At 66.4% G+C, this 19035-nt stretch carries 16 protein-coding genes; 5 read left to right on the top strand and 11 right to left on the bottom strand.

Going from position 1 to position 19035, the window contains the following annotated elements:
• Positions 1–13 precede the first annotated feature (13 nt).
• From DFR67_RS24105 to mqo, 5 genes are read right to left on the bottom strand one after another with little or no spacing between them, the layout of a single operon-like run.
• Positions 14–1423: a cobyrinic acid a,c-diamide synthase CobB gene (locus DFR67_RS24105; protein WP_425451330.1), complete on the bottom strand. Its 1410-nt coding sequence runs from the start codon at positions 1421–1423 to the stop codon at positions 14–16.
• On the bottom strand, positions 1420–2034 hold the full coding sequence (cobO, locus tag DFR67_RS24110) for a cob(I)yrinic acid a,c-diamide adenosyltransferase (RefSeq protein ID WP_110472020.1): 615 nt from the start codon (positions 2032–2034) through the stop codon (positions 1420–1422). Before cobO ends, DFR67_RS24105 begins: the two co-directional genes overlap by 4 nt.
• A 29-nt stretch (positions 2035–2063) precedes the next feature.
• A complete protein-coding gene (locus tag DFR67_RS24115) occupies positions 2064–3986 on the bottom strand; it encodes a VWA domain-containing protein (protein ID WP_245938129.1) in 1923 nt (640 codons plus the stop codon).
• Positions 3970–4428, bottom strand: coding sequence for a GNAT family N-acetyltransferase (locus DFR67_RS24120; protein WP_110472022.1), 459 nt, complete (start codon positions 4426–4428; stop codon positions 3970–3972). Before DFR67_RS24120 ends, DFR67_RS24115 begins: the two co-directional genes overlap by 17 nt.
• 13 nt (positions 4429–4441) lie before the next feature.
• Complete coding sequence (gene mqo / locus DFR67_RS24125; RefSeq protein ID WP_281268368.1) at positions 4442–5998, bottom strand: malate dehydrogenase (quinone); 1557 nt, start codon at positions 5996–5998, stop codon at positions 4442–4444.
• A gap of 136 nt (positions 5999–6134) precedes the next feature.
• Here mqo and DFR67_RS24130 point away from each other — a divergent pair, with 136 nt between their 5' ends.
• Positions 6135–7193: an alpha/beta hydrolase gene (locus DFR67_RS24130; RefSeq protein ID WP_245938130.1), complete on the top strand. Its 1059-nt coding sequence runs from the start codon at positions 6135–6137 to the stop codon at positions 7191–7193.
• Positions 7186–8580, top strand: coding sequence for a mycothione reductase (gene mtr / locus DFR67_RS24135; RefSeq protein ID WP_110472024.1), 1395 nt, complete (start codon positions 7186–7188; stop codon positions 8578–8580). The genes DFR67_RS24130 and mtr overlap by 8 nt, the downstream gene beginning before the upstream one ends.
• A 16-nt stretch (positions 8581–8596) precedes the next feature.
• Here mtr and DFR67_RS24140 read toward each other — a convergent pair whose 3' ends face one another.
• From DFR67_RS24140 to map, 3 genes are read right to left on the bottom strand one after another with little or no spacing between them, the layout of a single operon-like run.
• Positions 8597–9418, bottom strand: coding sequence for an alpha/beta fold hydrolase (locus DFR67_RS24140; RefSeq protein ID WP_245938131.1), 822 nt, complete (start codon positions 9416–9418; stop codon positions 8597–8599).
• Between the two features lie 35 nt (positions 9419–9453).
• Entirely contained in the window at positions 9454–10983 is a 1530-nt protein-coding gene (locus tag DFR67_RS24145; protein ID WP_245938132.1) for a cobyric acid synthase, read from the bottom strand.
• Between the two features lies 1 nt (position 10984).
• On the bottom strand, positions 10985–11848 hold the full coding sequence (gene map, locus DFR67_RS24150; protein WP_110472026.1) for a type I methionyl aminopeptidase: 864 nt from the start codon (positions 11846–11848) through the stop codon (positions 10985–10987).
• A 117-nt stretch (positions 11849–11965) separates the two neighbouring features.
• On the opposite strand from map, the gene DFR67_RS24155 reads away from it, so the two are divergent.
• The 3 genes from DFR67_RS24155 to DFR67_RS24165 all read left to right on the top strand — a co-directional run bounded on the left by DFR67_RS24155 (position 11966) and on the right by DFR67_RS24165 (position 14918).
• Positions 11966–13015 (top strand): heme/hemin ABC transporter substrate-binding protein, encoded by a 1050-nt coding sequence (locus DFR67_RS24155; RefSeq protein ID WP_110472027.1) that lies wholly within the window; start codon positions 11966–11968, stop codon positions 13013–13015.
• A gap of 65 nt (positions 13016–13080) precedes the next feature.
• A complete protein-coding gene (locus DFR67_RS24160; RefSeq protein ID WP_110472066.1) occupies positions 13081–14094 on the top strand; it encodes a FecCD family ABC transporter permease in 1014 nt (337 codons plus the stop codon).
• The gene (locus tag DFR67_RS24165; protein ID WP_110472028.1) at positions 14088–14918 is read left to right on the top strand and encodes a heme ABC transporter ATP-binding protein; all 831 of its coding nucleotides are present in this window, start codon (positions 14088–14090) and stop codon (positions 14916–14918) included. The genes DFR67_RS24160 and DFR67_RS24165 overlap by 7 nt, the downstream gene beginning before the upstream one ends.
• 84 nt (positions 14919–15002) lie before the next feature.
• Here the strand turns inward: DFR67_RS24165 and DFR67_RS24170 are convergent, their stop codons facing one another.
• The 3 genes from DFR67_RS24170 to ispG all read right to left on the bottom strand — a co-directional run bounded on the left by DFR67_RS24170 (position 15003) and on the right by ispG (position 18996).
• The gene (locus DFR67_RS24170) at positions 15003–16817 is read right to left on the bottom strand and encodes a penicillin-binding transpeptidase domain-containing protein (protein WP_110472029.1); all 1815 of its coding nucleotides are present in this window, start codon (positions 16815–16817) and stop codon (positions 15003–15005) included.
• Between the two features lie 96 nt (positions 16818–16913).
• On the bottom strand, positions 16914–17750 hold the full coding sequence (locus DFR67_RS24175; RefSeq protein WP_110472030.1) for a GNAT family N-acetyltransferase: 837 nt from the start codon (positions 17748–17750) through the stop codon (positions 16914–16916).
• Positions 17751–17820: 70 nt separating this feature from the next.
• Positions 17821–18996: a flavodoxin-dependent (E)-4-hydroxy-3-methylbut-2-enyl-diphosphate synthase gene (gene ispG / locus DFR67_RS24180; protein ID WP_110472031.1), complete on the bottom strand. Its 1176-nt coding sequence runs from the start codon at positions 18994–18996 to the stop codon at positions 17821–17823.
• Between the last annotated feature and the right edge of the window lie 39 nt (positions 18997–19035).

Below are 19035 nucleotides of genomic sequence, written 5' to 3' on the forward strand. Positions count from 1 at the left end.
GGCCACCCGCGCCTCACCGGGAGGAAACGCGGTCGACCACTTTCCGGGCCGCCCGAACGAAGCGGGCCACACCCTCGGGGTGAGCGGCAGGATGGGTGTGCAGATACGACGCATGCACGCGTCCTGCTGTCCAACCCTCCGTCTGCGCCATGCCTTCCCGGCGCCAGCCCCACGCCGACGGCGTCGACCCGTCCAAGGCGGTGACGGTTGTCCGATGGAACTCGTGCCCTCGCATCCGCATACCGGCGTCGAAGAGGATCGAATCGGTGAGAGCGACGGCGTCGCGGTAACCGAGGGTCAGGGTTTTCCCGAATGTTGCTCGCAGCGGCAGGATTCCGGCCATCGTATGGTCGTCGAGGCTCTGCGCGAGGTACAGCAGACCGGCACATTCTGCATGTATGGGTATCCCTGCGCCCGCGGCTGCGCGAAGCTGGGTCAGCAGGCGACGGTTGGCGGCAAGCGCTGCGGCGTGCTCTTCCGGAAAGCCTCCTCCGATCACCACGGCGCCACAATCGGCGGGCAACAGATCACCGAGCGGGTCGAATGGCACCACCTCGGCACCCGCTGCGGTGAGCAACTCGGTGTGCTCGGCGTAGCCGAAGGTGAATGCCGCACCGGCGGCGACTGCCACAACGGGCGGCGGACCGCTGTACTCGTCGTGGTCGGCGCCGACCTCCAGAGCCGGTGTCCATACCGGACCGCTTCGGCCTGCACCGATGTCCGCGGCCGCCACGATGGCGGGCAGATCCACAGAGCCGCCGATCAACTCGGTCATGGCGTCGATGGCTGCGAGCGCTTCGGGACCACGTTCGGCCGCGGGGATGAGCCCGAGGTGCCGGGATGGGACGGCCATACTCGCGTTCCGCGGCACCGCTCCGAACACGTCGAGCCCGGCCCGTGCGCACGCCTGCCGCAGGACGAACTCATGCCGCGGTGAACCGACCCGGTTGAGGATCACTCCCCGGATGTCGATACCGGGGTCGAAGCTGACGAAACCGTGCAGGATCGCAGCCAGACTCTGACTGTGTCCGGCGGCGTCGACGACCAAGATCACCGGGGCGCCGAGCAGTGCTGCCACCTGGGCTGTCGAACCCGGTGCGACCGCCGGCATGTGCTCTTCGGTGATGCGGCCGTCGAACAGACCCATCACGCCTTCCACCACCGCGATGTCGCAGCCTGCGCTGCCTGAACGATAGAGCGGACCGATCAGGTCCTCGCCGACGAGTACGGGGTCGAGATTGCGACCCGGCCTTCCGGCAGCGAGTCCGTGATATCCGGGATCTATGTAGTCGGGGCCGACCTTGAACGGCGCCACCCGGTGCCCGGACCGCGCCAGCGCACCGATCAGACCGGTGGTGACGGTGGTCTTGCCGCTGCCGGAAGACGGCGCCGCGATGACCACTGCCGGTGGCGCGCCGCTCACCACTCGATGCCTCGCTGTCCCTTACGACCGGCGTCCATCGGGTGGCGGGTCTTGACCATCTCCGTCACCAGGTCGGCCGCATCGAGCAGTGCCGCCGGCGCTCGACGGCCTGTGATGACGACATGTTGTCTGCCCTCGCGTGCGCGCAGCACCTCGACCACGTCGTCAACATCTATCCAGCCCCAGTTCAGGGGGTAGGTGAACTCGTCGAGCACATAGAACTGATGTGTTTGATCGATGATCCGGCGGCGGATCTCGGCCCAGCCTTGCGCCGCCTGCTCCGCATGCTCGGTCTCCCCGCCCGCGTGTCGGATCCACGACCAGCCCTCGCCCATCTTGTGCCACTGCACGGGTGCCCCCTGGCCGGTCTCCTCGTGCAGTCGGCCGAGCGCGGTGAGGGCCGACTCTTCTCCGACCTTCCACTTCGCGCTCTTGACGAATTGGAAGACCCCGATGTCCAGACCCGCGTTCCAGGCCCGCATGGCCATGCCGAAGGCAGCTGTCGACTTCCCCTTGCCGTCGCCGGTGTGCACTGCGAGCACCGGCTGATTGCGTCTTGCCCTGGTGGTCAGACCGTCATCGGGGATGACCGATGGAACACCCTGCGGCACAATGTTTCCCTTCTGATGTGATCTTCACCTCACGCGGCGGACCGGACCACGCCGGCAACTCCCCCGGCGGTCAGGTCTGCGATCTGCACACATTCTCCACCGAGTTGACCCGCAAGGACCCGAGCGAGGCCCAGTCGGACCATTCCCTGTTCACAATCAATGACGATCGCCGAGGTCCCTTCACGCCGCAGACGGTCCGCCGCGGCGCCGGCGCGCGCGAGCGCCGCCGGTCCTGCGGTTGCTCGTCCGTCGGTCAGTACCACGACGATCGGACGCCGATTCGGCTCCTTGTGGCTGTTGCGCCGCACGACGTCCCGGGACGTGAGCAGTCCTTCGGCGAGTGGGGTCCGACCACCGGTGCGGAGCCCGGTCAGCCGGCGGACCGCGGCGTCGACCGAACGCGTCGGCGGCACCGTGATCTCGGCGCCCGCTCCGCGCATCGTCACCACGGCGACGCGATCGCGCCGTTGGTAGGAATCCCGGAGCATCGAGACCACCGCACCCGACACCGCGTCGAGGCGCTTTCGAGCAGTCATCGATCCGGACAGGTCGAGTACGAACACGACGAGGTTGCCCTCTTTGCCACGACGCAGGGCGCCGCGGATGTCCTCGGGCAACACCTGCAGCCTCGCGTTCTGACGCCGGGCGTGATTGTCGGCAGCGGCGAACACCGTTCCGACGAGGTGGATCCCGCTGCCGCCGTCCCGTACGGCGCGAACCGCCTGGCCGCGAATGCTCTGCGACGCAGACCGTCGCCCGGGTTCGCCGTTGCCGACGCCACGCACCTTCAGTGTCTTGACCGCTGCGCTGGCCGCAGTCGGCGCGAATCCCGGACCAGGAGGCGCCACGCCTCCGCCGCCGGGACCGTCGGGATCCGGATCAGGCTCTGGATCGGCCGGGGTATCCGATTGCGGCCCAGACGATTCTGCCGGGGTCCGGTCATTCGACGGGTCGTGTTCTGGCGTCGAGTCCGGATCAGATCCTTCTGGCTCGCCCGATCGCGGAGGCTCGTCCGGAGCGCTTTGTTCGTCCGCCTTGTCCATGGCCTCGTCGAGTTCTTGTTCGGTGAGACCGGGCTCGTCGAACGGGTCGCGTCGGCGGCGGTGGGGCAACGCCAATTCCACAGCGCGCCGCACGTCGATGTCCTCGACACGATCCGCGCCCCGCCACGCCGCATGCGCGCGGGCGGTCCTGGCGACAACGAGGTCACCTCGCAGACCGTCGACCTCGAGTTCCAAACACACGGCGGCGATTCTGCGCAGCTGGGCGGGCGGCAACTCGACGGAGTCCAGACCCGCTCGTGCTCGCCCGATCGCCGAGGCAATTGCCGCGTCCTGATCCGCGAACCCGGCCGCGAACCCGGCCGGGTCGTACTCGTACGCCAGCCGGCGCTCGATCACCGACACCCTGGTGGCAACTTCACGGGGCGCGGCGACGTCCACCGCCAACCCGAACCGGTCGAGGAGTTGCGGTCGCAACTCCCCTTCCTCTGGATTCATCGTGCCGACGAGTACGAATCGGGCTGCCTGTGTGTGGGACACCCCGTCGCGTTCGATGACGACGCGCCCCGTGGCGGCGGCGTCGAGTAAGACGTCGACCAGATGATCGGCCAGCAGATTGACCTCGTCGATGTAGAGAACGCCACCATCAGCAGTTGCCAGCAGACCCGGTGTGAACGCCTTCTCGCCCTCGGACAGGATCTTCTGCAGATCGAGGGACCCGATGACGCGGTCCTCGGTCGCACCGATCGGCAACTCCACAACCGTCGCCGAAGGCCCCGGTAACAACGGGCCGAGCGCGCGGACGACCGTCGTCTTGGCGGTCCCCTTCTCCCCTCGGACCAGGACCCCACCGATCTCGGGGGCGATCGCGGAGAGGATCAGGGCGAGCTTGAGCTGCTCCTGCCCGACGACCGCGCTGAACGGAAAAGGCGTCTCAGCGATGTGCGCCACCACGAATCATGGGTACGTGCGGGACACCGTCGAGCAGATGTTCCTCACCCTCGACGGTGAATCCGTGCTTGGCGTACATCTCGACGAGATACGTCTGCGCATGGATGCGGCAGATGTCCGACCCGACATCGGCCAGAGCGGTCTGCAGCAACCGGGTGGTGTGTCCCTGGCCGCGATGTGAACGCTCGGTGCACAGCCGGCCGATCCGGTACGACTTGCCTCCGTCGTGCTCCTCGAGCAGACGCAGTGTGCTGATGATCTCACCGTCTTCCTCGAGCCACAGATGGCGCGTGTCCTGGTCGAGGTCACGTCCGTCGAGTTCGGAGTACGGGCACGATTGCTCGACGACGAACACCTCGACCCGCAGCTGCAAGATCTTGTACAGCGTCGACATGTCGATGTCCTGGGCCCAGTGACGGTGCAGGCTTGCAGTTGCGGTCATATGCAAGTGCCTATCACACGGCGGTGGGCGTCGCCAGATGAGAATTGCCCTCATCGGCCACCGGAGCCGGGGTGTCCTCGAGGCGCAGCACCTTGGATGTCCAATCCCACACCTGCGCAAACAGTTCAGGATTGTCGTTCAACTTCGAACCGAGCGACGGGATCATCTCGCCGAGCACCGGCTTCCAGGCCGTGAAGTGCTTCGGGAAACAACGCTCGAGCACGTCGAGCATCGCGGGCACTGCCGTGGAGGCACCGGGAGAGGCACCGAGCAGGCCTGCGATGCTGCCGTCCTCGGCCGCCACGACAGCGGTACCGAACTCCAGTGCGCCGCCGCGGCCCTTCTTGCGGATCACCTGAACTCGTTGACCGGCGACTATCATCTCCCAGTCCTTGCCGTCGGCTCGCGGCACGAACTCCGTGAGCGTTTCGACCCGATCGGCCGGACCTGCCGCCAGCTCGCTGATCAGATACTTGAGGAGACCGAACTCTTTCGGCGCGATCGACAACATCGGCAGGACGTTGCCGGGCTTGACCGACGCGAGGAGATCGGTGTTCTTGCCCTCTTTGAGGAATTTCGGCGACCAGCCGGCGTACGGCCCGAACAGCAGTCCGGGTGTGCCACCGATCACGCGGGTGTCCAAGTGCGGCACCGACATCGGCGGGGCGCCCACCGCGGCCTTGCCGTACACCTTCGCGGAGTGTTCGGCGATGAGAGCAGGATCGGTGCAGCGGAAGAATGCACCGCTGACCGGGAAGCCGCCGAAACCCTTCGCTTCTTTGATGCCTGATTTCTGCAGTAGCTGCAGGGCCCCGCCACCGGCGCCGACGAAGACGAAACCGGCTTTGACAGTGGACTTTTCCTTGGTACGGAGGTTCTTGACCTTGATCCGCCAGCTGCCGTCGGACTCTTTTGTGATGTTGGTGACAGCATGACCGAAATTGACCGTCGCACCGGAATGCCCGAGGTAGCCGATCAACTGCTGGGTGAGGGCACCGAAGTCGACGTCGGTACCGCCGTCGAACCAGTTCAGGGCCACCGGATCGGAGAAGTCCCGGCCCGCGGACATCAGCGGGAGCCGCTTGGTGAACTCGTCGGGATCGGTGATGTACTCCATCCCCTTGAACAGGGTTTCGCCCGCCAGGTTGTCGTAGCGCTTGCGCAGGTAGTCGACGTTGGACTCCCCGTGCACGAAGCTGACGTGCGGGATGGGGTTGATGAACTCGCTCGGCGTGCGCAGCACACCCGACTCAACCGAGTTCGCCCAGAACTGACGCGACACCTGGAATTGCTCGTTGATCGTGATCGCTTTGGTGATGTCGACATCGCCGTCGGCGGTCTGCGGGGTGTAGTTCAACTCACACAACGCCGAGTGGCCGGTTCCGGCGTTGTTCCACGGATCGCTGCTCTCTGCGGCGGCGGCATCGAGACGCTCGAAGACGGTGATCGACCAGTCGGGCTGTAGACGATGCAGAAGCGCGCCCAGGGTGGCGCTCATGATTCCGGCGCCTACCAGCACGATGTCGGTTGTGGTGACTCCGCCGTCGCGCGGGGTTGCAGACTCAGACACTCCAGCTCAACTTCCTCTTTCGGCGAACCTTCAGATGACATTCATTGTTCCTTATCGGCGCCGCAAGACTGTAATGCGGTCGAGAAGAACCCAACGCCATCGCCGGTTCCACCGCTTGGGCCTACAGTGGGAAATCGTGGCCTCATCCCGCTGGCAGCCCGACATCCTCGGCCCAGACTTCTCGGCACTGACGATCGACCTCGGTGCCGACCCCGACGGCGAGGGCCAGGTCTCGGCGACCCTCGTCCGGCACGAGCAGCAGTCCGCTGTCACTGCTGCCGTTCTCTATGTCCACGGGTTCACCGACTACTTCTTCCAGCGGCCTCTCGCGGAGTTCTTCGCCCAACGCGGCTTTGCCTTCTATGCACTGGACCTACGCAAGTGTGGTCGCTCGCAGCGCCCAGGCCAGACGCCACATCACATCACCGATCTGGCGATGTACGACGTGGAACTGACCCTCGCCGCGCAGGAGATCAACGCCGCCAGCGGCAACCGGCCCCTGTTGATCGCCGCGCACTCGACCGGCGGCCTGATCACAGCACTGTGGCTCGATCGACTCCGTCGTGGGCTCGGTCGACTCCGTCGTGGGCCCGATCGCACACATCGCGATCCGGCGGTCGGCACACCCTCGCCCACCGGACTGGTACTCAACTCCCCTTGGTTCGACCTGCAGGGAGCCCCGATCCTGCGCGGTGCGGGAACCACGGTGGTGAACGCGGTTGCGCGGGTGCGTCCCCTGTCCACCATCCCTCGCAAGATCGCGGGAGCCTATGGCGAGAGCCTGCACAACAGCGTGCACGGCGAGTGGGAGTACGACCTCGATTACAAACCCCTGCACGGATATCCGGTCACGTTCGGATTCTTGAGTGGGGTCCGCCGCGGGCACGCGAGCCTGCACCGCGGCCTCGACATCGGGGTGCCGTCTCTGGTGCTGCATTCGGACGCGACGACCCTGTCCGGCCCCGGCTCGGATGGCCCGGGTCCACACATCGACAGCGCCGACGGAGTGCTGGACACCCGCCAGATCGCCCGGTGGTCCGGGTGCCTGGGAAATCGGGTCAGTGTGGTTCCCGTCCCGGGCGCGCGACATGACGTCTTCTTGTCCAGGCTGGAGGCCAGGGACACCGCATACACCGAGCTCGACAATTGGTTGCTGAGCAACAACGATCGGATACGAGGAGCCTTGCATGAGTGAGTCCACATCGGTTGACCTGGCGATCATCGGCTCGGGTACGGGGAACTCGATCCCCGACGAACGGTTCGCAGATCAGCAAATCGCGATCTTCGAAGAGAGCATCTACGGCGGTACCTGCCTCAACGTGGGTTGCATCCCGACCAAGATGTTCGTCTATGCCGCCGAGGTCGCCGAGACCATTCGCGAAGGCGAGCGACTGGGCGTCACCGGCACCGTCGACAAGGTCGATTGGCCGGGAATCGTCAATCGCGTCTTCGGCCGTATCGATCCGATCTCCGCCGGCGGCAGGCGCTACCGGATCGAGGACTGCGACAACATCACCGTCTACAGCAGCCACGTCGTCTTCGACGGGGTCGACCCGGACGGCCGCTACCGGCTGCGAACCGGTGACGGCGATGTGGTGCTGGCGTCGCGGGTCGTCATTGCATCCGGCTCGCGGCCGGTCATCCCCGACATCATCGCCGACAGTGGGGTGACCTACCACACGAACGAAGACATCATGCGGTTGCCGGAGCTGCCGGAGCGACTGATCATCGTCGGTAGCGGCTACATCGCCGCGGAGTTCGCACATGTCTTCGGGGCACTGGGGTCGAAGGTATCGATCATCGCTCGCAGCGACGCCCTGCTCCGCACCCAGGACCCGGACATCTCGGCACGGTTCACCGACATCGCCACGGCCGCATGGGATGTGCACTTCGAGTCAGCGATCGTTGCTGTCGAATCGGTCGGCAGTGCGATCCGGATCACGTGTGCCGACGACACCGTGCTGGAGGGGGACGCGCTGCTGGTCGCAGTCGGTCGGGTACCCAACTCCGACAAGATCGGTCTCGAGTCGATCGGTCTCGGCGTGGACGAAGACGGCCGCATCGAGCGGGACGCCTACGGCCGCACCGCCGCCCATGGCGTATGGACACTGGGCGACGTCAGCTCGCCGTACCAACTCAAACATGTGGCCAATCACGAGGGGCGGGTCGTCCAGGCAAACCTGTTGCGGGACTTCGATGGTGCCGATCTGCAGCCGTTCGATCTCCGTTTCGTGCCCGCGGCGGTGTTCACGCACCCGCAGATCGCTTCGGTCGGGATGACCGAGACCGAGGCGCGCGACGCCGGCCTCGACATCACCGTCAAGGTGCAGAACTACGGCGACGTCGCCTACGGCTGGGCGATGGAGGACACGACCGGTCTGTGCAAGATCATCGCGGAGAAGGGCACCGGCCGCCTGTTGGGCGCCCACATCATCGGCCCGCAGGCACCCTCGATCATCCAGCCGGTGATCCAGGCGATGTCCTTCGGGCTCGACGCCGCCACGATGGCCCGCGGTCAATACTGGATCCACCCGGGTATGCCAGAGGTACTGGAGAACGCCCTACTCGGCCTCGAGATCTAGGGGCTTCTTCAGCGGGTCACCAGACCGCCGACCGTAGCGCGATCTCGCTCGCCAGAGCCGCAGGGGCGTTCTGCGGGATCCAGTGATCAACACCCTCCAGCGCTGCGAATCGGTAGTCGGAGTATACGAATCGACTGCTGCCTTCGGCCTGTTCACGGCCCAACGCATGATCGCCATCGCCCCACAGCACCGTGGTCGGCGCCTCGATCGGCGGGCAGGCGAGCTTGGCCTTGATGTCACCGGTGAAGTTCGCGCGGTACCAGTTCAGTGCGGCGGACAGGGCCGGCCGCTCGGTGAGCGGCAGCACACTGTCGTCCGGGACAAGCTCCCGCAAGATCTTTGCGTCGCCGGCGAGGAGCGTGTCCTCGGCATCTGGCTTCACGAAATCGAGGATGTAGGACGACCGATCACGCTGATCACTCCCCGCCAGCGATGCTGCAATCGATGAGGGATGTCCGACACTGGCCGCCACCAATCCGGTGACGCGGTGCGGGTAGTGGCCCGCCAGATGCCAGGCGACAAGCGATCCGAAATCGTGTCCGACGACCATCGTGTATCCGACACCGAGTGCGTCGAGGATGCCGACCGCGTCTGCCGCGAGGTGTCGCAGCTCGTATGCCTCGACCTCCCCGGGTCGAGCACCCGGTGAATACCCGCGCTGATCCGGGACGATCGTACGCAGTCCCGAGTCGTGCAGTCGTCCGATCACGGTGTCGAAACAAGCTCCGGTATTGGGGAATCCGTGCAGCAGGAGCACGGTCGGCCCGGTGTCCGGCCCCCCGATCCGGACGTCGAATTCAAGGTCACCGACGGCGATGGTGCGATGTTCGATGCTCACCCGGCCAGCCTACGTGTCGACGGGTGGCCTGCGGGTCAACTCAGCGTCGTGGTGATCAGCGGCAACCCGGGGGGCACGCCGGAGCTGATGACATCGGCGACGAACTCCATGTCGAGCTCGGTTTCGACGAGGTCGGCGATGAGATCGAGCTGGGCAATCCGGGCCTGTTCGAACGAGACGTGGCCGACCTCGAAGCCAGCACTGCCCACCCACCGGGCGACCTCGCGCAGATAATCTCGGCGGAAATCGTCGTTTGTCAGAAGCCCATGCCAATGCGTCCCGGAGACGGCGCCCGCGACACTGCCCTCGGGTCCGAGTTCGTCGTCGTACAGAAGTGGCCCGGCATCACCGGCCACCACGCGCCCGTGATGGATCTCGTAGCCGCTCACGGGATTTCCCGCTGCGAGGCCGCGTGACCGGCGCAGCACCTTGGTGGCGGCGAACTGCACGTGCAACGCAAGGATGCCCAGGCCGGGTACCGTCCCCGCACGCGCTTCGATGTCGTCGACGATGCTGGTCCCGAGCATCTGGTAGCCGCCGCAGATGCCCAGGATCGGTCGGTTGCGCCTGGCGCGTTCGGTGAGGGCCTCATCGATGCCGCGGCCACGTAGCCAGCCCAGATCGGACACCGTCGCCTTGCTTCCCGGTAACACGACGAGATCAGCCGCCGCGACGCTCGACGGATCGTCCACCCATCGCACGTCCACACCGGGTTCGCATGCGAGCGCCTCGACGTCGGTCGAGTTGGAGATCCTCGGCAACCGGACCGCGGCGACAGACAAACGGGCTGAACCGACCGCAGGCGTTGCCCGACCCACCGGCATGCCCACGACGCTGGCCAGTGAGTCCTCTGCGTCGAGCCACAACCCGTCGGCGTACGGCACGACGCCGATCGTGCGACGACCCGTCAGGTCCAGCAACTGCTGCAGACCGGGTTCGAGGATCGATCGATCGCCCCGGAATTTGTTGATCACGAATCCGGCGACCCTGGCCTGGTCCGACGGCCCCAAGCACGCCAGGGTCCCGAGAAGGTGCGCGAGCACCCCGCCGCGGTCGATGTCCCCCACCACGATCACCGGGAGGTCGCCGAGTTCGGCCAGACCCATGTTCGCGATGTCGCTGCGCCGCAGATTGATCTCTGCCGGTGAACCGGCACCTTCGCAGATCACGACATCGAAATCACTCCGGAGAGAAGCCAATTCGTCAGACACCACGCCCGCGAGCGCCACCCTGCGGGTGTGATAGTCGGCCGCGCCGACCGTGCCGTCGACCTGCCCCCGCACGATCACCTGCGATCGGCGATCACTGCCGGGCTTGAGCAGCACCGGGTTGAACCGCACTGACGGTGCCAGTCCACACGCGACGGCCTGCATGGCCTGCGCCCGCCCGATCTCGCCGCCGTCGAGCGTCACGACGGAGTTGTTCGACATGTTCTGCGCCTTGAAAGGGGCGACCGACACGCCGGCGCGGTGCAGCGCGCGGCACAGTCCCGCGACGATCAGACTTTTCCCCGCATCTGAACTCGTGCCCGCAACCAGCAGAGCGCCCCGTGGCTGGGGATGCAAGTCAGGCGTCCGGCAGGGTGAGGATCTCGGCTCCGGTGTCGGTGACGACGAGGGTGTGCTCGAACTGGGCGGTCCATTTGCGGTCGGCGGTCGCGACCGTCCAGCCGTCATCCCAGATCTCGTATTCGAGGGCACCGAGATTGATCATCGGTTCGATGGTGAACACCATGCCGGGTTCGATCAGGGTGTCGATGTTCGGCTGATCGTAATGCAGGATGACCAGCCCGTTGTGGAAGGTCTCGCCGATGCCGTGGCCGGTGAAGTCACGGACGACGTTGTATCCGAAGCGATGTGCATACGACTCGATGACGCGGCCGATCACGTTGAGTTCGCGACCCGGGCGAACGGCCTTGATGGCGCGGTTCGTCGCCTCCCGCGTGCGTTCTACGAGATCGATCACCTCCGGTGCCACGTCGCCCGCGAGGAATGTCGCGTTGGTGTCTCCATGGACACCGTCGATGTAAGCCGTGACGTCGATGTTGACGATGTCGCCGTCCTCGATCACCGTCGAATCCGGGATCCCGTGGCAGATCACCTCGTTGAGGGAGGTGCAGCACGACTTCGGAAATCCCTTGTAGCCCAGGGTCGACGGGTACGCCCCGTGATCGATCATGTAGTCGTGCGCCACCCGATCGAGGTGATCGGTGGTCACCCCCGGCGCCACCGCCCTGCCGGCCTCGGCGAGCGCATTGGCCGCGATCTTGCTCGCCAGCCGCATCTTCTCGATCGTCTCGGGGGTCTGCACCCAAGGCTCGTGCCCTTCGGCGACGGTCGACTTCCACACGTACTCGGGTCGTTCGATGGTGGCCGGCACCGGCAGGGTCGGCGAGATCTCGCCGGGGGCGAGTGGGGCACGAACAGGCATGTCCCCAGCCTATCTGCTTCTCCCGGGACCCCGCCCGCCTGCCTCACCCCACTCGGGCAGCCCTGCGGCGGGCGGCAAGTAAGGTGACACTCACAAGCCGGCGAGATGGAGTGATGAATGACCGACACCAGGTTGCCCGTTCGCGGGCGGACCCGGATCACCGCCGCGCTGCTCATCGCGTTCGCACTCGTCACCGCGGGATGCTCGACGGCGCCGATCACGGACACCGCGACGAGCGCGCCGGTGGCAGACGACACCCTGCGGACGGGACCGCAGACCGCACGGCTTTCCGGCCCCGCCGTCGTCCCGGTCGCCCAGGACCCCGTTCCGACGCTTCCCGCCACCGCGAAGTCCATCGGCGGCGATGTCACCGTCACCGACATCGGGCGGATCATCGCGATCGACCGATCGAGCACCCTGGCCAACATCGTGTATTCACTGGGCCTCGGTGACAACGTGGTGGCCAGAGACCGGTCGACGGTGATCCCGGAGGCCGAGAATCTCCCGGTGATCACCGACAACGGTCACTCGGTCAACATCGAGGCCGTCCTCGCCGCCGATCCCAGTGTCGTCCTGATCGACGAGGCCACGAATCCGCCGGGCACCGTCGACCAGCTGCGAGCAGCGGGTCTGACGGTGGTCGTCTTCACGAAAGACCGCACCATCTCGGGCACCGGTCCGCTCATCGAGACCGTCGCCGGAGCGCTCGGTGTACCGAGGCAGGGTCAAGCCCTGGCCGCGCGAACCACCGAACAGATCACCGCGGCGGAGAATCAGGTCCCGGCCGAGTCCCGCGGTGCCACGATGGCGTTCCTCTACCTGCGTGGCCCCCGGCTGCAGTTGCTCGCCGGCCCGGGTTCCGGGGCCGACGAATTGATCGCCGCGCTCGGCGGTGTCGATGCGGGCACCGCTGCCGGCCTCACCTCCGCGTTCACCACGGTGAACACCGAGGCGATGATCAACGCCAACCCGGACGTCATACTCGTGATGACCCAGGGCGCCGATTCCGTCGGTGGTCTCGAGCAGGTCCTGAAGCTGCCCGGGCTCGCCCAGACCGACGCCGGCCGCAACAACCGCGTCGTGCAGATGGACCAAGCGGAGATCCTGACCTTCGGGCCCGACACCGGACGGGTCCTGACCGCGTTGTCCGAAGCGATCTACGTGTGAGTTCCGTGCGCGAAGCGGTCCGCAAGAGTACGGCCGGCGATCGCCGGCCGCTGCCGCGCAACGTCATGATCATCGTCGCCATGCTCGCGCTGCTGGTGGTGCTCGTCGGCTGGTCCGCGGCGGTGGGCCAGGTCTACATCCCTCCCGCGGAGGTCTTCGGATCCGTGATGCACCATCTGGGGCTGGACATCGGGCCGATGCCGAGTTCCCCCAACGGCGAGGAAACGCTGTGGACGGTCCGGTTTCCGCGAATCGTCATGGGACTGATCGTCGGGGCCACCCTCGCCTGCGCGGGCTGCCTGCTCCAGGGCGTGCTGGCCAATCCCCTGGCGGAGCCCGGCGTCATCGGGGTGTCTGCCGGTGCAGCGGTGGGCGCCTGTATCGCGATCGTGTCCGGCGGCATCTGGGCGAGCGTCTGGGGCCTGGCCGGTGCCGCGTTCATCAGTGCGCTGGTCACCGTCGCGCTGGTCTACACCCTGTCGATGCGCGACGGGTCGTCGTCGCCGATCATGTTGATACTCATCGGCATCGCGGTCAACGCCTTCGCTTCCGGCATCATCGCGTTCCTGACCTTTCTCGCCGACACCAGCGATCGCGAGCAAATCGTCTTCTGGCAGTTGGGGTCGCTCCAAGGCGTCGGCTGGAAGCCGGTGTGGGTGGTCCTTCCCCTGGCCGCAGGCGCCATCGGGGTGAGCATGCTGCTGGTGCGCCGTCTTGATCTGTTGTCGCTCGGTGAGATCCAGGCCGCCGCCCTCGGGGTGAAGGTCGAGAGCGTCCGTCGGATCGTCATCCTGCTGGTTGCCGTGCTCACCGCGGCGGCGGTGGCGTTCACCGGCATCGTCATGTTCGTCGGACTGGTGGTACCGCACCTGATGCGCCTGATCGTGGGACCCAAACACGTGATCCTGTTGCCTGCCAGCGTGATCGGCGGTGCGATCGTGGTCTGTGCCGCCGACCTCGGCGCCAGGACCCTGATGGACAACGCCGATCTGCCGTTGGGGATGCTCACCTCGCTGATCGGCGGCCCGGTGTTCTTCCTGCTCCTGCGCCGCAGTAGGCACAGCGGGGCGGGCTGGTGACGGCGACCGGGCCCGCGCTGTCCGCGGCAGGTGTACATGTGGCCATCGGAGGGCGCGACATCGTCACGGGTGTCGACCTCGAGGTCGACGGCGGCGAGATCGTGGCACTCGTGGGGCCGAACGGATGCGGCAAGTCGACCTTGCTGTCCGGCCTCGCCGGTGTGCGCCGGGTCTCCCGGGGCGCTGTCCGCTTCGCGGGCGTGAATCTCTCCGATATCGCCCCGATCGAATTGGCGCGCCTGCGTGCCCTGGTGACCCAACTCAATCGCGCGGACACACCGTTCTTGGTGCACGAAGTGGTTGAGATGGGCAGATTCCCGTGGACGCGGACCGCGGAGGCGGCCCGGTCGGCCGAACTCGTCGAACAGGCGTTGACCCAGTGCGACCTTCAGAGCGTGCGCGATCGTCCGTTCAGTCAGCTGTCCGGCGGGCAGCAGGCCCGCGTCTCACTCGCGCGGGCCCTCGCCCAGCAGGCCCCCGTCCTCATGCTCGACGAACCGACCGCAGCGCTCGACATCCACCATCAGGAACGATTGTTGACGATCCTCGCCGATCGGAGGCGGACGGGCGCGGCCATCCTGATCGTCGTACACGACCTGTCGCTCGCCGCTGCCTATGCCGACCGGGTACTCGTCATGAAGGCCGGTCGAATTGTCGCGTCCGGGCCGACCAAGAAGGTGATGAACGCCGAATTGCTGTCGCAGATCTACGACCATCCAGTGCTGACGTGGACCCATCCTGACACCGGACAGTTCGTCGTGCTCCCGGATCGAACACCCGGGACGGCGGGGTACCCCCCTCCAGCGCCCCGCCGACCCGAGTAGTGATCTGACGGAAACGTTCGGCTGTTGGTTCCCTCGTCCGGCCGGAAAAATTCGAGAACGCGGTGATCTACACGTTCGCGGGGCTCACTCGGGCAGTGCGACCAGCATCTCGTGGGTGACCGCGACCGCGTTGTCGGAACTGCCGCCGAGCACCACCAGGGTCGCGAAGGCCAGATCACCGCGATAGCCGGCAAACCACGCATGCGACCCGCCCTCGACCTCGGCCTCACCGGTCTTGCCGTACACCTCGCCGAGGTCCTGCATCCGCAATGCGGTTCCCGAGGAGATCACCTCACGCATCATCGGCCGCATCTGTGTGAGCACAGCCGGATCCATCGCCGGATGCGGGCCGGCGATCGTGGTCTCACGACCGACGATCAACTGGGGCGTCGGGGTGGCGCCATTGGCCACCGTCGCCGCCACCATGGCGAGCCCGAAGGGGCTGGTCAGCACTTTGCCTTGGCCGAAGCCGTCTTCGGTGCGCTGCACGAGTTCGGGTGCGATGGGCACAGACCCGCTGTCGGTCGGCAAACCCACGACATCGTATTCCGGTCCGATACCCAACGACGCCGCCGTCCTTGTCAGGTCCGACGGGCCCATCTCGCTGGCCAGCTTCGCGAAAGTGGTGTTGCACGAGCGGGCGAAGGCCGTCTGTAGCGGCACCGTACCCAGTCCGAAGCCGTTGTAGTTCGGCACGCTGCGCTCGCCGATGGTCACCTCACTCGGACAACCCACCATCGTGGACGGGCGGGCCAGCCCCGTACTGATGGCAGCCATCGAGGTGACCATCTTGAAGGTGGAGCCCGGTGGGTAGAGGCCGATCGTGGCTATCTGCCCGTCGGCGTCCGCGAGTTCGTTCTGCGCGACCGCCAGAATCCGTCCGGTGGACGGTTGGATCACCACCATCGCGACCTGGAAGTCCTTGCGCTGATCGACGGCCCGCTGTGCAGCGTCCTGCACCTGGCGCGACAGCGAGATCTGCACCGACGGTGCCGGATCCGGCGGAGTCTCCGCGAGCACGTCAGCGTCCAAGCCGTTCGGATTCACAGACACCACACGCCAGCCGGCTTTACCGTCGAGATCCGCGGAGACCTCCTTCTTGACCTGGGTCAGCAACGTCGGCGCGAACTCTGGATCCGGCGCCACCAGATCCGCCTGTTCGACCGTACTGACGCCCGGCAACCCGGCAAGCTGATCTCGGACCAGGTCGAAGTCCCGTTGCGACAACGTGATCACCGTGTACTGACCGCCCAGCCCGGTCGCCTGTTCGGCGATCGCCTGCGCGGTCAATGACGGGTCGAAACGTCCGAGCGCCTGCGCGAGGTCGCCGGCAGTGGAGACCACCGCACCCGACTGGGCGGCGAGCGCGGCGTCGAACCGCACCTCGTGCACGGTTCCGGGCACCAACACATTCGATCCGTCGTTCTCCCGTACCGCGGCGCGTTGGGCGTCAATCGTGCGCAGGGCCATCGTCTGGTTGCCGCCGAGCTTGGGATGAATCGCAGCTGGGATCCAGCGGACCTGCCACCCCGAGTCGGTCCGCGACATCGCGATCGTCGACCGGTATTCCCAGGTCCGGTTCCCGGGAAGCGTCCACGTGTAGTCGGCGGCAACAGTGGCGGTGTCCCCCGTCACCTTCACCCCCGCGGTTCTCGCCGTCATGTCTGTGGCAGACAACCCATCCCAGGTTGCGGTCACAGCGGACGCGGCATCGTCGGGTCGGTCCGTCGACGCACCCGCCTGCTGCGGATCGTTGTCGGCGAACGCGGACAGGAAGCGACCGGCAGCCGCGCCGGGGCCGTTGTCGTCAGCCGAACACGCCAGCATCGACGTGCCGAGCACCAGCGTGGCGGTGATCACCAGCAGACGGGCGGGCCGGCGACGTAGGAAACGGATCATCACCGCTCATCGTATTTGCGGCGACGCCGCGAACCCGGTTGCCACGCAGGGGCGCAGCCACACGGAGCGGAGCTCGATCCGCTTCCGCGGCGCAGGTCAGTCGACCAGCACGGTTGCGAACGTCCCGACTTCCTTCATACCGACACGTCGGTAGGCCTCGCGGGCAGGGGTGTTGAACGAGTTGACGTACAGACTCGCCGTCCGGCCACCGGCGACGATCGCCTCGACGACCGAAGCGGTACCGGATGCGCCGAGGCCCAGGCCGCGACGATCGGGCGCAACCCAGACGCCCTGGATCTGGCCGACCCGCCGCGAGAGCGCCCCGACTTCTGCCTTGAACACCACTTCGCCACGTTCGAACTTGGCATAGGCGCGGCCTGCGTTGATCAGGCCCGCGATTCGACGCCGATATGAGCGGCCACCATCGCCGGCACAGGGATCGATTCCGACCTCCCCGATGAACATCTCGATCGCGGCCGGCAGATACGCATCGATCTCATCGAGCCGGACGCGCCGCACGAACGGGTCACCCAGGATCGCCGGAGCGCCGGCGAGCGCCAGCAGCGGCTGATCCATCCGGATCTCGCGCGCCGGGCCCCAGTACTCCCGCGTCAGATCCCAGAGCGGCATGACGAGATCGGCAGGGCCGACGATCGACGAGCAGGCCCGCGGATTGCGGACAGCACGTTCGGCAAAGGTACGGACGTCGTCACCGGTTCCGATCAGCGGCACGAGATTCGCCCCCGAGAAACACAGGGATGTACCGGGCTGGTTGTTACTCCAGAGTTCGCCGCCGAGCGACCTGGGGTTGATGCCGTGGTCTTCGACCCTCGCGGCAACCATGCACGCCGACACCGGATCCTGCTCAAGGGCACGGGCGACCGCATCGAAGTCCCGCTCTCCGAGCGGACGGTCACCCAACAGCTTCAGCACTGCGGCTCCCAGGTTCGTAGCAGGTGTACGGGGTGTACCCGATCATTCTGCCAGGCCGGTATGCCTGCGGTCAGCTCACCGTGACAATCGGTGCGCCCGCCGACTCACCGTCTCCGGAATCACCGGCCTCTTCTGCGATCCGCATGGCCTCTTCGATGAGCGTCTCGACGATCTGCGCTTCGGGAACGGTCTTGATCACCTCGCCTTTGACGAAGATCTGACCGCGGCCGTTGCCCGAGGCGACCCCGAGATCGGCCTCGCGGGCCTCGCCCGGTCCGTTCACGACGCAACCCATCACGGCCACGCGCAGCGGGATCTCCATACCTTCGAGTCCCGCGCTGACCTCGTCGGCGAGTTTGTACACGTCGACCTGGGCGCGACCACATGACGGGCAGGAGACGATCTCGAGCTTGCGGGGTCGGAGGTTGAGGGACTGCAGGATCTGGTTGCCGACCTTGATCTCTTCGACCGGCGGGGCCGACAGCGATACGCGGATGGTGTCGCCGATGCCTTCAGCGAGCAAGGCTCCGAAGGCGACCGCTGACTTGATGGTGCCCTGAAATGCGGGACCGGCCTCGGTGACACCGAGATGCAGTGGGTAGTCGCATTGGGCCGCGAGCTGTCGGTACGCCTCGACCATGATGACCGGGTCGTTGTGCTTGACCGAGATCTTGATGTCGCCGAAGCCGTGCTCCTCGAACAGGCTTGCCTCCCACAGCGCGGACTCGACCAGCGCCTCGGGGGTCGCCTTGCCGTACTTCTGCAGCAACCGCGGATCGAGAGACCCGGCGTTGACACCGATACGGATCGGGATCCCAGCGTCGCCGGCCGCCTTGGCGACCTCTTTGACGCGGCCGTCGAACTCTTTGATGTTGCCCGGGTTCACCCGCACGGCGGCGCAACCGGCGTCGATCGCTGCGAAAATGTACTTCGGCTGGAAGTGGATGTCGGCGATCACCGGCAGCTGGGACTTCCTCGCGATCGCGGGCAGGGCCTCGGCATCCTCGGGACGTGGGCAGGCCACTCGTACGATGTCGCAGCCCGCCGCGGTCAGCTCGGCGATCTGCTGCAGCGTCGCGTTGATGTCGTGAGTCTTGGTGGTGGTCATCGACTGCACCGACACCGGGTGGTCGCTGCCGACCGCGACGGTTCCCACCTGGAGTTGACGGGTCTTGCGCCGGGGTGCGAGCACCGGCGGCGGTGCCGCGGGCATCCCCAAACCGATCGCGGTGGCGTCTGGACTCATCGTTGGTCACTTCCTGCTTCGTTGACTGTGGAAAAACTC

Source organism: Williamsia limnetica, assembly GCF_003217475.1.
GTDB classification, from domain to species: Bacteria; Actinomycetota; Actinomycetes; order Mycobacteriales; family Mycobacteriaceae; genus Williamsia; species Williamsia limnetica.